The 13851-nt window shown below is 74.8% G+C and carries 13 protein-coding genes and 5 tRNA genes; 8 read left to right on the plus strand and 10 right to left on the minus strand.

Annotated features, from left to right (window positions below):
- Nucleotide 1: 1 nt before the first annotated feature.
- From HNR21_RS20230 to HNR21_RS20250, 5 genes are all read right to left on the minus strand, one after another.
- Nucleotides 2-904: a LysR family transcriptional regulator gene (locus tag HNR21_RS20230; protein ID WP_182706407.1), complete on the minus strand. Its 903-nt coding sequence runs from the start codon at nt 902-904 to the stop codon at nt 2-4.
- A gap of 322 nt (nt 905-1226) precedes the next feature.
- Nucleotides 1227-2153 (minus strand): phosphotransferase, encoded by a 927-nt coding sequence (locus tag HNR21_RS20235; RefSeq protein WP_182706408.1) that lies wholly within the window; start codon nt 2151-2153, stop codon nt 1227-1229.
- A 52-nt stretch (nt 2154-2205) separates the two neighbouring features.
- On the minus strand, nt 2206-3705 hold the full coding sequence (locus HNR21_RS20240) for an MFS transporter (RefSeq protein ID WP_182706409.1): 1500 nt from the start codon (nt 3703-3705) through the stop codon (nt 2206-2208).
- Entirely contained in the window at nt 3705-3968 is a 264-nt protein-coding gene (locus HNR21_RS20245) for a ubiquitin carboxyl-terminal hydrolase 14 (RefSeq protein WP_119730032.1), read from the minus strand. The genes HNR21_RS20240 and HNR21_RS20245 overlap by 1 nt, the downstream gene beginning before the upstream one ends.
- Before the next feature lie 27 nt (nt 3969-3995).
- On the minus strand, nt 3996-5030 hold the full coding sequence (locus HNR21_RS20250) for a GDP-mannose 4,6-dehydratase (protein ID WP_119730033.1): 1035 nt from the start codon (nt 5028-5030) through the stop codon (nt 3996-3998).
- A 177-nt stretch (nt 5031-5207) separates the two neighbouring features.
- Between HNR21_RS20250 and folP the strand changes: the two genes are divergently transcribed.
- Nucleotides 5208-6062 carry a dihydropteroate synthase gene (folP, locus tag HNR21_RS20255; RefSeq protein ID WP_182706410.1) on the plus strand — a complete coding sequence of 285 codons (855 nt, stop codon included), beginning with the start codon at nt 5208-5210 and terminating at the stop codon, nt 6060-6062.
- Nucleotides 6063-6078: 16 nt separating this feature from the next.
- Here folP and HNR21_RS20260 read toward each other — a convergent pair whose 3' ends face one another.
- The 3 genes from HNR21_RS20260 to HNR21_RS20270 form a co-directional block, all read right to left on the minus strand.
- Nucleotides 6079-6633, minus strand: a complete 555-nt coding sequence (locus tag HNR21_RS20260; RefSeq protein WP_119730035.1) for a CGNR zinc finger domain-containing protein — start codon at nt 6631-6633, stop codon at nt 6079-6081.
- A 153-nt stretch (nt 6634-6786) separates the two neighbouring features.
- Nucleotides 6787-7356 carry a hypothetical protein gene (locus tag HNR21_RS20265; RefSeq protein WP_119730036.1) on the minus strand — a complete coding sequence of 190 codons (570 nt, stop codon included), beginning with the start codon at nt 7354-7356 and terminating at the stop codon, nt 6787-6789.
- A 185-nt stretch (nt 7357-7541) separates the two neighbouring features.
- Nucleotides 7542-9191, minus strand: coding sequence for a CocE/NonD family hydrolase (locus HNR21_RS20270; RefSeq protein WP_182706411.1), 1650 nt, complete (start codon nt 9189-9191; stop codon nt 7542-7544).
- A 96-nt stretch (nt 9192-9287) separates the two neighbouring features.
- On the opposite strand from HNR21_RS20270, the gene HNR21_RS20275 reads away from it, so the two are divergent.
- The 5 genes from HNR21_RS20275 to HNR21_RS20295 all read left to right on the plus strand — a co-directional run bounded on the left by HNR21_RS20275 (nt 9288) and on the right by HNR21_RS20295 (nt 9723).
- Nucleotides 9288-9359 (plus strand) — tRNA-Trp (locus tag HNR21_RS20275).
- 1 nt (nt 9360) lies between these two features.
- Nucleotides 9361-9432 (plus strand) — tRNA-Ala (locus HNR21_RS20280).
- Nucleotide 9433: 1 nt separating this feature from the next.
- Nucleotides 9434-9505, plus strand: a tRNA-Gly gene (locus HNR21_RS20285).
- Between the two features lie 4 nt (nt 9506-9509).
- Nucleotides 9510-9580, plus strand: a tRNA-Lys gene (locus HNR21_RS20290).
- A gap of 58 nt (nt 9581-9638) precedes the next feature.
- Nucleotides 9639-9723: transfer RNA gene (locus HNR21_RS20295), tRNA-Ser, on the plus strand.
- Between the two features lie 83 nt (nt 9724-9806).
- Here the strand turns inward: HNR21_RS20295 and HNR21_RS20300 are convergent.
- On the minus strand, nt 9807-11144 hold the full coding sequence (locus HNR21_RS20300; RefSeq protein WP_376766630.1) for a pyridoxal phosphate-dependent aminotransferase: 1338 nt from the start codon (nt 11142-11144) through the stop codon (nt 9807-9809).
- A gap of 154 nt (nt 11145-11298) precedes the next feature.
- Between HNR21_RS20300 and HNR21_RS20305 the strand changes: the two genes are divergently transcribed.
- Nucleotides 11299-12222 carry a LysR family transcriptional regulator gene (locus tag HNR21_RS20305; RefSeq protein WP_182706412.1) on the plus strand — a complete coding sequence of 308 codons (924 nt, stop codon included), beginning with the start codon at nt 11299-11301 and terminating at the stop codon, nt 12220-12222.
- A 4-nt stretch (nt 12223-12226) separates the two neighbouring features.
- On the opposite strand, the gene HNR21_RS20310 is transcribed toward HNR21_RS20305, so the two are convergent.
- A complete protein-coding gene (locus tag HNR21_RS20310; protein ID WP_119730040.1) occupies nt 12227-12997 on the minus strand; it encodes a DUF2786 domain-containing protein in 771 nt (256 codons plus the stop codon).
- Between the two features lie 134 nt (nt 12998-13131).
- On the opposite strand from HNR21_RS20310, the gene HNR21_RS20315 reads away from it, so the two are divergent.
- Nucleotides 13132-13800 carry a VC0807 family protein gene (locus tag HNR21_RS20315; RefSeq protein ID WP_312881123.1) on the plus strand — a complete coding sequence of 223 codons (669 nt, stop codon included), beginning with the start codon at nt 13132-13134 and terminating at the stop codon, nt 13798-13800.
- Nucleotides 13801-13851 lie beyond the last annotated feature (51 nt).

A 13851-nucleotide genomic window follows, 5' to 3' on the forward strand; every position in this document is an offset into this window, starting at 1 on the left:
GCTAGGTATGTTCCCGGACCCGCCCGTCCCCGCCCCGGCGTTCCCGGGCGGCGTCCTTGGCGAACGTCAGGAAGTCCCGGGCCGCCGGCGACAGCCGCCGGTAGGGGTGCACCAGCCCGACCATCCGGCTCAGCGGCGGCGTGAACGACCGCACCACCAGGCCGTGGGTGTCCTCCAGCTGGTTGCGGTACCACAGCAGGCAGCCGGTGCCGTCGCGCACCCGGTCCAGCCACGTCTCCCGGTCGTCGGACTCCACCGCGGGCACCGGGCTGGCCCCGGCCCGCGCCAGCACCGCGTCCAGCTCGGCCCGCCGCGGCCCGCCGCGGGCGGGCAGCACCAGCCGCATCCCGTCCAGCGCCGCCGGGGGCAGCGGCTCGCGCAGCTTGAGCCCCGGCGGGGACACCAGCACCACCTCGCGGTGGTCGACCGGATGCGCGGCCAGGTCGCCGGGCACCGGCAGGTCGGTCAGGGCCAGGTCGGCGCGGCCGGCCCGCAGCGCCGCCACCACCGCCTCGCGCCCGGGGCAGCGCACCACCCGGATCCGCGCCGCGAGCCGTTCGCGGGCGAAACGGGGGATCAGCCATCCGGTCAGCTCCGCCTCCAGCGCCGGGGTGGTCGCCACCCGCAGCTCGGCGGCGCGCCCGTCGCCCCCGGTGACCGCCAGCGCCTCGATCGCCTCGACGGCCTCCAGCGCGATCCGGGCCTGCCGGACCACCTGCTCGCCGACCGCGGTCAGCACCACGCCGCGCCCGGAACGGGCGAACAGTTCCACGCCGAGTTCGCGTTCCAGCTCGCGGACCGCCCGCGACAATGCGGGCTGGGCGACGTAGAGCGCCTGGGCCGCCGACGTCATGGTCCCGTGGTCGGCGGTCGCCACGACGTACCGCAGCTGCCGCAGATTCATGCCTTGACCGTAGGGCAACGAACCGATCCGGTCCCGGACATAGCCGGAATCCGGCCGGGGCCTCGGCCGCCGCCGGCCGCGCCGCAGGGCTCGCCGATGGCGGCCGGGACGGCCCGGGGCGTCCGGAGAAGCGGACAGTCGAGCGGTTTCCACCACAACAGGTCAGCGGCCACGGGCGTGTCAAGGTCTGCGGTGCATTCCCGGTGGCCGGAACAGGCCGCGCCATGGACACCCTGGTCCAGCCGCCGCGGCAGGGAGATGTCGCCGGGTGGATACGGATCGTCAAGACCCGGGCGGCCCGGATGCGCCGCGATGCCGCCGTTCAGCCGCCGACCGCCCGGCGCAGTCCCGCCAGGGTCTCCCGCAGCATCTCCCGGTGGCCGACAGAGGCCGCGTACTCCGCCAGCGAGGCGCACAGGAACACCGCCAGCACCCGCGCCCGCAGCTCCCGTTCGGCGTTCACCGGGCCGTAGGCCGCCAGCAGCGCCGACCGCGCCGGGCCGCTGAACGCGCTGTAGGCCAGCGACAGGTCCACCGCGGGGTCGGCCAGGCACAGGTCGCCCCAGTCGATCACCCCGGCCGCACGGCCGTCGGCGTCCACCAGAAGATGGCGGGGATGCAGGTCGCCGTGGCAGACGACCGGCTCGGCCGTGGACGGCCCCACCCGTTCCCCCTCGGCGAGCAGGGCGGCGGTCGCCGTGTCCGGCTCCCACAGCCCCTGACGTGCCAGCCGCTCCAGCCGCTCGCGTGCCATCGGCGCCCGCACACCGGGGTGACCTCGGTCGATGGGGTCGTGGGGGAGTCCCGCCCCGGCCCGGCCGGCCAGACCGGGATCATGGAGCGCGCGCAGGAACGCCCCCGTCGCGCGGGCCGCCGCCACCCGCCGCTCGTCGGGGAGCCCGGCGTCGACCAGTTCCCGGCCGGGCAGGTGCCGCGCGCCCCAGAACGGCCAGGCCGGATCGCCGGGCAGCCGCCCGGTCAGCTCCGGCACCGGAACGGGCAGCGGCAGGGACGGGGCCAGGCGAGGCAGGTACGCGATCTCCCGTTCCACTCCCGGCACCGCGATCGTCCGGCGCGGGAAGCGGAACACCCACTCCCCGCCGACCAGGAACACCGTGTTGTCCCACCCGGCCGCCAGCGGCTCCACCGGGGCGCCGGCCAGGGCGGGGAAGCGTTCGTGGACGAGGACGGCGGCCTCGGCGGCGTCCACGGTGCGCTCGGGGTCCCACTCGGCGACGGTGCCGTTCATTCCGCCACGCTACCGGTGCACAGTGCCCGGATCCGGGCGGCCGGAGTGATGCCTAGCGGTCGGGGACGGGATGGTCCGGCTCCAGAGGCGGAGCGCCGACGCCGCAGTGCGACCGGCACTGCGGCGTCGCCTCCTCCGGGGCCGCCTGCAGCACCTTGTCGCTCACCGTCCAGAACGTCAGCGCCGCCCCCAGCGCCAGCAGTCCCGCGCAGACCACCAGGGACGCCGTGAAGCCGCTGGAGAACGCGTCCGGATCGGCGTAGGCGTCCCCGGTCAGCCCGGTCAGCGGAGGCACCGCCGCCACCGCCAGCAGCCCGGCGGCCCGCGCGACGGCGTTGTTGACGCCGCTGGCCACCCCCGCGTGCGCCGGGTCGGCCGCCGCCAGCACCGTCGCGGTCAGCGGCGCCACCACCGCCGACAGTCCCAGCCCGAACACCGTCACCCCGGGCAGCACCCCGGTGAGGTACGAGGTGCCCGCGTCGATCCGGGCCATCATGAGCATGCCGGCCGCGGCCACCAGCAGGCCCGCCGTCATCGGCAGTCGCGGCCCGACCCGCCGGGCCAGTTCCCCGGCCCGCGCCGACAGCAGCAGCATCAGCACGGTCACCGGCAGCAGCGCGGTGCCCGCCGCGATCGGCGAGAACCCCGCCACCACCTGCAGATCCAGCACCAGCAGGAAGAACAGCACGCCCATCCCGCCGTACACCACGAAGGTGACCAGGTTGATCGCCGAGAACTGCCGGGAGGCGAAGATCCGCAGCGGCAGCATGGGCTGCGGCCCACGGCCGTTCGTGCGGGCCCGTTCGACCAGCCAGAACGCGATCGCGGCGGCGATCCCGGCCGCCCCGGACGCCCACACCGCCGCCGGGTGCACGGCGGGCTGCGGCGCCTCGGTCAGCGCGTAGGTGACCCCGGCCAGCGCCAGCGCGGCCAGCGCCGCGCCCAGCACGTCGAACCGGCCCCGCGCGCCCGGGTCGGAGCTCTCGGGCACGTGCCGGACCGCCACCAGCACCACCGCCGCGGCGAGCGGGACGTTCAGCAGGAACACCCAGCGCCACCCGGCGGCGTCCACCAGCCAGCCGCCCAGGAACGGCCCGACCGCCCCGGCCACCCCGCCCAGCCCCGACCAGGCGCCCACCGCCCGGGCCCGGTCGTCCGGGATGAACGACGCCTGGATGAGGGCCAGCGACCCGGGGGTGAGCAGCGCACCGCCGACCCCCTGCAGGGCGCGGGCGGCGATCAGCGTGTAGACGTCCTGGGCCGCCCCGCACAGCAGCGACGCGGCGGCGAACCACACCACCCCGATCACGAAGATCCGGCGGCGTCCGTACCGGTCGCCCAGCGAGCCGCCCAGCAGGATGAACCCGGCCAGCGTCAGCGTGTAGGCGTTCACCGTCCACTGCAGGCCGGCCATGGAGGCGTCCAGGTCGTCGGCGATGGCCGGGAGCGCCACGCCCACCACCGTGGCGTCGAGCATGGCCACCCCGGAGCCGAGCACGGTGGCCAGCAGGATCCATCGCCCGGCCGGGGAGGAGAGCCGGACGTCCGGCATCACACGATCAGCTCGTCCACGAAGCACCAGCGCCAGGTCTCGCCGGGCTGGAACGACCGGATGACCGGATGCCCGGTGCCCGCGAAGTGCCCGGAGGCGTGCCGCCGCGGCGAGGAGTCGCAGCATCCGACGTGCCCGCAGGTCAGGCACAGCCGCAGGTGCACCCACCGGGTGCCCTCGGCGAGGCACTCCTGGCAGCCCTGCGGGGTCCCGGGCGCCGGCTCCGGCTGCGGCAGCCGGCCGACGTGCTCACATGTGGTCATGTCCCCATGCTCGCACCGGCCCCGGCGTCACCAGTGGTCGGGGCTGAGCGGCTCGTCCTCGGGGCGGCTGGAGGACGACAGCAGCCGAAGGTCGGACTCGACCATCATCGCCACCAGTTCCTCGAAGCCGACCTCCGGCTCCCAGCCGAGCTGCTCGCGGGCCTTCTTGGGGTCGGCGCACAGCAGGTCGACCTCGGCGGGCCGGGTGAAGCGCGGGTCCTGCACCACGTGGTCCCGCCAGTTCAGCCCGACCGTGGCGAACGCCAGTTCCACCAGGTCGCGCACCGACTGGGTGCGGCCGGTGCCGATGACGTAGTCCTCGGGGGCGTCCTGCGCCAGCATCATCCGCATGGCGCGGGCGTAGTCGCCGGCGAAGCCCCAGTCGCGCCGCGCCTCCAGGTTGCCCATCCGCAGCTCGCTGGCCAGGCCCAGCTTGATGCGGGCCACGCCCAGCGAGACCTTGCGGGTCACGAACTCCGCGCCGCGGCGCGGCGACTCGTGGTTGAACAGGATCCCGCTGACCGCGAACATCCCGTACGACTCGCGGTAGTTCTGCGTGATGTAGTGCCCGTAGGTCTTGGCGACCCCGTAAGGGCTGCGGGGATGGAACGGCGTCCGCTCGTTCTGCGGGGTCTCCCGCACCATCCCGAACATCTCCGAGGACGACGCCTGGTAGAAGCGGATCTGCCCGGGGCCGGGGGTGCGGGACTGGCCGACGCCCGACACCACCCGGATCGCCTCCAGCATCCGCAGTACGCCCATGCCGGTCACCTCGGCGGTCAGCTCGGCCTGCTGCCAGGACATCGGGACGTAGGAGATGGCGCCCAGGTTGTAGACCTCGTCGGGCTGCACCCGTTCCACCGCGGAGATCAGGCTGCCCTGGTCCAGCAGGTCGCCGGTGGTGAGCTGGACGTCGCCGATGTGCTTGCGCAACCGGGCCACGTGCGGGTTGGCCTGGCCGCGGACCATGCCCCACACCTCGTACCCCTGCTGCAGCAGATGCTCGGCGAGGTAGGAGCCGTCCTGCCCGGTGATGCCGGTGATGAGCGCTCGCTTGGACAGCGGAACCTCCCTGGCCGATCTGGGCAGTCATCGGGCACCTTGCTCGATGATGCTCGATGAGTGGTGAAGTACGAGGTTAGCGACCCTCCGGGATGCTGACGAGTCCGGGACCGACATTGACCGAACGGGTTTCGGTCCTGTCGGACCGGCTAGGGTGATCATCATGAGGGGGCGGTCATGACTGCGCTGAACGGCCCGGACCCCGGGCGCGGCCTGGTGATCAACGGGCGGTCGCTGGGCCGGTACGCCGTCATGGCCGTGGTCAACCGCACACCGGACTCGTTCTACGACCGGGGTGCCACCTACGGTTTCGAGGCCGCGCTGGCGGCGGTGGACCGGGCGGTGGCCGAGGGGGCCGACATCGTCGACATCGGCGGGGTCAAGGCCGGTCCCGGCGACGAGGTCGACGTGGCCGAGGAACTGCGCCGGGTGGTGGACGTGGTGGCCGCCGTCCGCGAGCGCCACCCCGACGTCGTGATCAGCGTGGACACCTGGCGGGCCGAGGTCGGCGAGGCGGTGGCCGAGGCCGGCGCGGACCTGCTCAACGACACCTGGGGCGGGGTCGACCCGCGGCTGGCGGAGGTCGCCGCCGCCCACAGGGTGGGGCTGGTGTGCGCGCACGCCGGGGGCCTGGCACCGCGGACCCGCCCGCACCGCGTCGGCTACGCCGACGTGGTCGCCGACGTGATCGCGCACGTCACCGCCGAGGCCGAACGCGCCGTCGCGCTGGGCGTCCCGCCCGAGGGGATCCTGATCGACCCGGCGCACGACTTCGGCAAGAACACCCGGCACTCCCTGGAGATCACCCGGCGGCTGGACGAACTGGCGGCGACCGGCTGGCCGGTGCTGGTGGCGGTCTCCAACAAGGACTTCATCGGGGAGACGCTGGGGCAGGACGTACGGCGCCGCGGGGTCGGCACCACCGCGGTGCTCGGCGTGTCGGCCTGGCTGGGGGCCCGGGTGTTCCGGGTGCACGACGCCGCCGCGGCCCGCCGGGCGCTGGCGGCGGTGGAGCGGCTGGCGGCCTCCTAGCCGCGGCCGGCGCGGGCTAGCTGTGCGCGGCCTCGCGCTGCCGGGCGCGGTAGGCGGCCACGTGCATCCGGTTGCCGCAGGTGCGGCTGTCGCAGTAGCGGCGGCACCGGTTGCGGGACAGGTCCACCAGCACCCGGGAGCAGTCCGGCGCCTCGCAGGTGCGCAGCCGGTCCAGTTCGCCCGCCGCCACCACGTACGCCAGCGCCATGCCCCCGTCGGCCGCCAGATGCTCGGCCACCGGCGCGCCCGGGGCGAAGAAGTGCACGTGCCAGTCGTAGCCGTCGTGGTCGGTCAGGTGCGGGGTGGCGCGGACCCCGCCGATGATGTCGTTGATCAGCCGTACCGCCCGGTCGACGTCGGGGGCGTCGAACACCGCCCGGAACGCCGCCCGCAGCCGGCGGACCTGGGCCAGGTCCTCCTCGGTCAGGGTGGGGACGTCGCTGATCCGGCCGCGTTCCACGAACTCCCGCAGCGCGGCCACGTCGGCCAGCTCCTCGCGGCCGGGCTCGGCCGTGTTGACCAGGTCCACCACGGTGCCGAGCGCGTGCTCGGTGTCATGAGTGAAGATCACGTCGTCTCCAGTCTCGGCACGGGGCCGCCACCGTCCCGGCCTCCACCCTATGCGGCGGGCGGGGGCGGGGTTGCCCGTGACGATAGCCCGTCCGGCGGGCCGTGGAGATCCCGATCGGGCGACATCAGGGTGACCCCGGGTGACCGGAACGGGTCACCGCGAGTACAGGGGGTCGGCCACCACGGGGTAGTAGGAGCCGTGGTGCTGGACCCGCATCACGACCGTGGACCCCTCCAGCGCGTAGTCGGCCTTGACCGGGCGGAACATCGAGTCGGCCGCCCACGGGTTGTAGAACCGCCCCACCGTCGCCCCGTACCGCAGGTGGACCACGTCGTACCCGCCGGACGGCATGGCCTCCAGCGCCAGGCCCTCGGCCAGGCTGAGCGGGAAGCGGAACTCGGTGGGCGCGTCGGGCCCGTGCAGCACCGTCAGCAGCCGGACCCCCGAGTCGGTGGTCTGCGCGACGATGTCGGTGTCCACCTCGACCCCGACGAACACCCGCAGGCTGGGGCGCAGCACCGTGGCCGGCTGGTCGCCGGAGACCGCGATGCCGATGTGGATGCGCTGGCCGTCCCGGGTGGGCGCCCAGACCCCCTCGCGGGTGCGCTGACCCCAGGCCACGTCCGGGTTGTCCAGCTCGTGCGGCTCGTGCTTGCCCCGGGCCACGAGGATCCGGGAGACGGCGTTCATCGCCGCGGCGGCCCCGTCCTGCGCATGCCTCATCGCGGGCCCCCTCGCCTCCTGTGTCGTCATCACGTCCCCCTGTCACGCCGCTGCTTCGGTTTATCACGGCGACGCAAGGCATGACCCGCCATGGACGGGGATTGTGCATTTACTGTCATTTGCGCCGTGCGCCGTTGGACCTTACACCACCGGATCGGACAGTTCCGGCATAGCGGTCCCGCTGGCTACAGCGTCCGGGACACCGGGAACGTCACCCCCGATCGGCGCGCCGGGTCGTGGAAGATCTCCTGGTCCGCGGGCAGCAGCCGGACCGCGGCGCCCAGCGGCTCGCCGGTTCCGGGGTTGCGGGCGAACCGGGGGAACGAGCCGCTCGACACCTGCACCCGCAGCCGGTGCCCGGCGCGGAACCGGTACGCGGTGGGCCACAGCCGCACCGTGACGGACCGCACACCGTCCCCGTCGGCCGGGAACCGTTCCGGGGTGACCCGCTGCAGCCCGTCGCACACGTTGAGGGAACGCCCGGCCGGATCCACGTCGCAGACCCGCACGAACACGTCGGTGTGCTCCCGGCTGGACCGCAGCGCGATCCGCGCGGTCACCGGCCCGACCACCTCCAGCGGCGCGTCCAGCACCGGGCCGGTGAACACCAGCACGTCGGGCCGTGCCTCCAGCGCGGCGTTGTCCTTGGGGCCCGCCGCCTTGCCGTCCAGCAGCGGCCCGCCGACGCCGGGCGTCGGATCGGACGGGTCGTACCGGAACCGGCTGGGCGCGGACTCGGCGGGGGAGCGGGGCGCGAGCCCGCCGCCGGGCTGCAGCCACCAGGTCTCCTGCGCCGTCCCCGGAGGAGGCCACTCGGGATAGTCGCGCCACTCCTGCGCGCCCTGGACGTACAGCCGCACCGGACGCTCCCGCAGCGCACGGCGGTCACCGGTCACATGGGCGCGGAACCACGTCAGCGCCTCGCTCATCGCCACGCCCAGCCCGGCCCGGTCCGAATGCGTCCACGGCCCGATCGTCAGGTACGGCCCGCGGCCCGCGTCCCGCAGCGCCGCGTAGTCCTCCAACTGCGAGTACAGGAACAGGTCGTGCCAGCCGCCGACCAGATGCACCGGCGCGGTGACCTCGCCCACCCGGGCACGGTGGTCGCGTTCGGGCACCCAGTAGGGATGGTCCGGCGCGTCGGACTCCAGCCACCGCCGGAACCACTCCACGGGACGGCCGGTCGCCCGCACGTCGGCCTCCGCCAGCGGCAGGTGCTCCATCGCCGCCAGCGCCCGCCGCCGCCCGTACAGGTCGTGCCACAGCGCCCGCAGCGGCCCGCCCTCCCGCGCCGTCATCAACGCCGCCCAGTTCAGCGTGCCGCGCAGCGTGTAGGAGTCGCCCAGGTACGTCTGGTCGCGGAACTGCGAGGCGGTGACCACCGGGACCATCGCGGTGATCCGGTCCCGGGCGTCGGCCGCCATCGCCCACTGCGTGTAACCCAGGTAGCTCGGCCCGAACGTCAGCAGCCCGCCGTTGAACCACGGCTGCTTCTCGACCCAGTCCAGCGTGGCCAGCCCGTCGGCGCGCTCGTGCCCGAACGGGTCGAACCGCCCGCCCGACCCGCCGGTGCCCCGGCACGCCTGCACCAGCACCTGGAACCCGCGCTCGGCGAACGGCCGGCACACCCCCGCGCCCAGCAGCCCGCCCCGCCCGTACGGGGTGCGGATCAGGACCGTCGGCGCGCCCGGCACCCGGCGCGGCCGGTACAGGTCGGCCACCAGTTCCACGCCGTCCGGCATCGGGACCGTCAGCCCGCGCCGGACCTCCACGTCACGGGTCACCGCGGGCGGCAGCGCCAGCACCCGCTCGGCGACCCGGCTCAGCAACGGCATGCGCCAACCCTAGAGGACGGGCCGGACGAAAAATACATTGCGTCCGTATCGTGCCGCGGCGCATTCTTGGAAACGTCGGAAGCGCGACCGACGCGAAGGGGTGAGCCACCGGTTAGGCGGCCGGTCTCCAAAACCGGCGAAAAGCGGGTTCGACTCCTGCCGCCCCTGCGGGACCGTGGTGTCAACGGGAACACGCCTGCCTTGCAAGCAGGAATTCCGGGTTCGAATCCCGGCGGCTCCACGCCGTAGAGGCCTTGTGGGTGAGGCACCTGGCTTCCAACCAGAAGAACGGGGTTCGACTCCCCGCTACGGCTCTGCGCGCCGCGAGCATGACGGTTATGCAGCGGACTCTTAATCCGTGGATCGGGGTTCGAATCCCCGGCGGCGCACGCGCCGGACGGAGCGCGGGGGCTCCGTCCGCGGCGTTCCGGCGAGGAACTCCGGCGAGGAAGGTTGGCCGAGCGGTAAGGCAGTCGTCTCGAAAGCGATCGTCAGGGTGACACCTGCCCGGGTTCGAATCCTGGACCTTCCGCACAGACGCCGGCCGCCGCGGCCGGGCGCACGACGTCGTCGGCGCCGGGCCGCGGCGGCCGGCCCTTCCCCGTGCAGGCTCCGTCAGACCCCCGCCGGCACGCCCGCGCCCGCCAGCGCCGGCTCCGGCGCCGTCACCTCCGCCAGCACCTGCTCCAGGCGGTCCAGCGACCGGGCGATCCACGGCAGTTCCACCGGGTCCGCCGCGTCCAGCGCCGCCAGCCGCTGCTCGTCGCTCTCCCCGTACAGCAGCGAGGTGGCCACCCGCAGCCGCAGCGCCGAGGCCGGCTCACCGAAGGCGCAGCCCGGCAGCGTGCCCACCCCGTACCGTTCCAGCAGCAGCCCCGCAAGGCCCGTACCGGTGCGCACGCCCCGGTCGGCCAGCCGGCCGGCGACCGGCGCGAAGTCCGGATACACGTAGAACGACGCCTGCGGCTCGGCGACCCGGCATCCGGCGGCGGCGAACCGGGCGGCGACCGCACGGGCCACGGCGGCGTGCAGCCGGCGGCTGCGGTCCACGTGCTCGACCAGCTCCGGCGGCTCGCCGAACGCGTAGGCGGCGGCCCGCTGGATCGGCGCCGGCGCGCACGACCAGATCTCGCTGGCGGTGCCGAGCAGGTCGGCGCGCAGCGCCCGGCCGGACGTCCCCTCGGGCAGCCGGGCCACCCCCAGCCGCCAGCCCCCGGCGGCCAGGTGCTTGCTCAGCGCGGTGGTCACCACCGTGCGTTCGGGCGCGAACAGCGCGGGACTGTGCACCTCGCGGCCGGGCTCGTGCACCAGGTCGCGGTAGATCTCGTCGGAGATGATCAGCAGGTCCAGCTCGCGGGCGACCTCGCACAGCCGCCGCACCGTGGCCTCCTCGGCCAGCCGGCCGGTGGGGTTGTCGGGCAGCGTCACCACCACCGAGCGGACCTCCCGCCCCTCCTGGCGGGCGGTGCGCACCGCCCCGGCCAGCAGCTCGGGGTCGGGCACCCCGCCCTCGCCCGGCCGGGTCGGCACGAACAGCGCGCCCGCCCCGGTCAGCGCCGCCTGCGCGGCATAGCTCACCCAGCTCGGCCGCGGCACGGCCACCTCACCGCCGATCACCAGCAACAGGCCGAACAGCAGCGCCTTGCTTCCGGGCCCGGCCACCACGAGCCCCGGATCCGTGGGCAGCCCGCGGCGGGTCCAGTACCCGGCCGCCGCCGCGCGCAGCTCCGGCGAGCCCGCCACCGGGCCGTAGCCGTTGCGTCCGGCGGCGTCGGCCAGCTCGCGGCGCAGCGCCGGGTGCACCGGCAGGCCCGCCTCGCCGAAGGCCATCGGCAGCACCGGGATCCCCTCCCGCCGCTTGCGCTCCAGGGCTTCGTTCGCGGCGAGGGTGGCCGAGACCCCGGTGCGGCGAGATGAGGGCTCGGAGGACGGTGCGTCACAGCGTTCGGACATAGGCATGACTGCTCCCAGGGCATGGCTGTACGTGCGGTGTCATGGGTCGGTGGGGGCCCCCGTTCCAGACCCCGCGGGATCTCGCGACCATCGTTTACCCCTGTGAAGCATCATCACAAGCGAGTCTTCTCGAGGGAGACCATAAGCTTTCCTTATGCTCGACCTGCGCCGACTGCGTTTGCTCTGCGAATTCGCGCGTCGCGGCAGCATCGCGGCCACCGCCGCCGCCCTCGGCTACACCCCGTCGGCGGTCTCCCAGCAGCTCGCCGCGCTGGAACGGGAGGCCGGCACCGCGCTCCTGGACCGCACCGCCCGCAGCGCGGAGCTGACCGACGCCGGCCGCCGGCTGGCGCTGCGCGCCGAGGACATCCTCAACATGGTCGAGGCCGCCGAGGCCGAGCTGTCGGCCGAGTCCGGCATCCCCTCCGGCCGGGTGGTGGTGACCGCGTTCCCCACCGCCGCGGTGGCCTTCGCCCCCGCGATCGCCCGCAGCCTCGCCGACCACTCCCAGCTGACGTTCGTGCTGCGGCAGACCGGCCCCGGCGCGGGCCTGGCCCAGGTGCAGTCGGGGGAGGTGGACATCGCGCTGGTCGACGACTGGACCGGCGCCCTGGCCGCACAGGTCCCGTCCACCCTGCAGCTGATCCACCTGTGCCGCGACCCGCTGGTGCTGGTGCTGCCGCCCTGGCATCCGATGGCGGACCCGGACGAGCCGCTGGACCTGCGCGAGCTGCGCGACGAGCCGTGGATGGCCGCCCCGCCCGGCGAGCCGTCCCGCCAGGCGGTGGACCGGCTGCTGGAGACCGTGCCCGGCGGGCCCACCGTGGCCTGGGAGTTCGAGGGCCTGCACACCCTGCTCAACCTGGTCGCCCGGGGCATCGGCATCGCCGCGATGCCCGCGCTGGCGCTGGTCGGCGGGGGCGCGCCGGTCGCGGTGCGGGAACTGCCCGGCCTCGACATCGCCCGCGAGGTGTACGCGGTCGCGCGCGCCGCCAGCGTGCGGCGGCCCTCGGTGGCGGTGACCCTGCGCGCGATCTACGCCGCCGCCCAGGACGCGACGCCGCCCGCCCGGTCCTGAACGGTCACGGCGCGATCGCCGGCGGCCCGTCGCCGAGCCGTCCCCCGCCCAGGTCCGCGTGCCGCCCGGCGGCCTGCCCGGCCCGGTACCCGTCGGCGCGCACCCGCTGCGTGCGCGGACGCCCCAGCACCGGGAACCGCGCGGCGAAGGCCTCCGCCACCCGCCGCTGCTCCCCGGCCAGTACCAGCGCCCGCGACGAGCCCTCGCCGGCCTCGGCCCGCAGCCCGGAGCGGGCCGCGGTGATCCGCCGGGCCACGGCGTCGGCGTAGCCCACGACGAACGCCCGGAAGTAGCCGTTGGCCCACCGGGTGCGGTCCGAGCGCCGGGCGAAGGCGTCCTCGCCGACCACCGCCATGTAGGCGTCGGTCTCGCGCCGTCCGGCCCGTTCCATCTGCAGTTCCAGCGAGGGCAGCAGCAGCGCCAGCGCGTCGCGGGCCGCCCGGGTGGTGACGATCAGGAGCGTCATGTCCTGGCGGCGGGTCCCGTCCCCGCGCACCGCGTACCGCCCGCCGTACGCCTGGATCACCGTCCCGGCCGCCGCCGTCCGGGCCCGCGCGTGCCCTCCGGCCCCGGAGGCGACCCGCTCCCAGTAGACGACCGGGTCGGGCCGTTCCCCATGGCCGGCCCGCACCTCGGCCTCGTCGAGGGCGTGCCGCAGCATCAGCTCGGCGGCCTTGGCGTGCGCCGCCTCCGCCTCGGGTCGCGGCGTGGCCGGATGCTCCGCCCTGGCCAGCAGCGCCCGCACCCGCGCCTCGATCCTGCCTCCGTCCGTCATGCCGCCCAGCCTGTCACGACCGGCGGACCGTACGGTTCATGCCGCATTGATGCCGATCATCACGTACGGTGGGGCGGGTCATCGCCCCACCCCCTCCGGAGGCCCCGCGACCCATGCCCGTGATCGACCGGCCCGTGGCCGATCTCTCCGATCCCCCGGCTCCCCCCGCCGCCCCCGCGCACGCCTTCGAACTGCCACGGCTGACCTCGATGCTCTGGCACGCGCTCCCGCGGTTCGTGGAGGGCGTGATCGCCCCGGTCGCGGTGTTCTACGCCGCGTTCGTCCTGCTCGGCCTGAACGGGGCGCTGGTGGCGGCGGTGACGTGGGTCTACGGCGGGATCGGCTGGCGGCTGTACCGCGGCCACGGGGTGCCGGGCATGCTGCTGCTGGCCGCCCTGGGGGTCACGGTCCGCGCCGTGCTCGCCGCGGTCACCGGCAGCCCGGTGGTGTACTTCCTGCAGCCCACCCTGGGCACCCTGCTGGTCAGCATGACCTTCCTTGCCTCGGTGCCGATGCGCCGACCGCTCGCCCAGAAGATCGCCACCGACATGGTCCCGATGCCCGAGGCGTTCCTGCGGCACGAGCGGGTGCACCGGTTCTTCCTGCGGATCTCCCTGCTGTGGTCGCTGGTGTTCCTGGTGAACGCCACGATCAGCCTGTGGATGCTGTTCCACGAGTCGATCGGGACCTACCTGTGGGTGCGCACCGGCCTGGTGGCCGCGCTCGGCGCCGCCGCGGCGACGGTCTCGGTGCTGGGCTTCCGGCGGTGCCTGCGGCACGTCAACGCCGAGCCGGCGACCTGATCCGGGGCCGGGCCCGGCCCGGCGTTCAGGGTGGTACGCGGCGGGGCCGGA

Source organism: Thermomonospora cellulosilytica, from assembly GCF_014138835.1.
Lineage (GTDB): Bacteria > Actinomycetota > Actinomycetes > Streptosporangiales > Streptosporangiaceae > Thermomonospora > Thermomonospora amylolytica.

What these genes read in the sequence shown, in the direction of transcription:
- HNR21_RS20230 (WP_182706407.1), bottom strand. Translation starts at nt 904, where the DNA reads ATGAATCTGCGGCAGCTGCGGTACGTCGTGGCGACCGCCGACCACGGG.
- HNR21_RS20235 (WP_182706408.1), bottom strand. Translation starts at nt 2,153, where the DNA reads ATGAACGGCACCGTCGCCGAGTGGGACCCCGAGCGCACCGTGGACGCC.
- HNR21_RS20240 (WP_182706409.1), bottom strand. Translation starts at nt 3,705, where the DNA reads ATGCCGGACGTCCGGCTCTCCTCCCCGGCCGGGCGATGGATCCTGCTG.
- HNR21_RS20245 (WP_119730032.1), bottom strand. Translation starts at nt 3,968, where the DNA reads ATGACCACATGTGAGCACGTCGGCCGGCTGCCGCAGCCGGAGCCGGCG.
- folP (WP_182706410.1), top strand. Translation starts at nt 5,208, where the DNA reads ATGACTGCGCTGAACGGCCCGGACCCCGGGCGCGGCCTGGTGATCAAC.
- HNR21_RS20265 (WP_119730036.1), bottom strand. Translation starts at nt 7,356, where the DNA reads ATGAGGCATGCGCAGGACGGGGCCGCCGCGGCGATGAACGCCGTCTCC.
- HNR21_RS20270 (WP_182706411.1), bottom strand. Translation starts at nt 9,191, where the DNA reads ATGCCGTTGCTGAGCCGGGTCGCCGAGCGGGTGCTGGCGCTGCCGCCC.
- HNR21_RS20300 (WP_376766630.1), bottom strand. Translation starts at nt 11,144, where the DNA reads ATGTCCGAACGCTGTGACGCACCGTCCTCCGAGCCCTCATCTCGCCGC.
- HNR21_RS20305 (WP_182706412.1), top strand. Translation starts at nt 11,299, where the DNA reads ATGCTCGACCTGCGCCGACTGCGTTTGCTCTGCGAATTCGCGCGTCGC.
- HNR21_RS20310 (WP_119730040.1), bottom strand. Translation starts at nt 12,997, where the DNA reads ATGACGGACGGAGGCAGGATCGAGGCGCGGGTGCGGGCGCTGCTGGCC.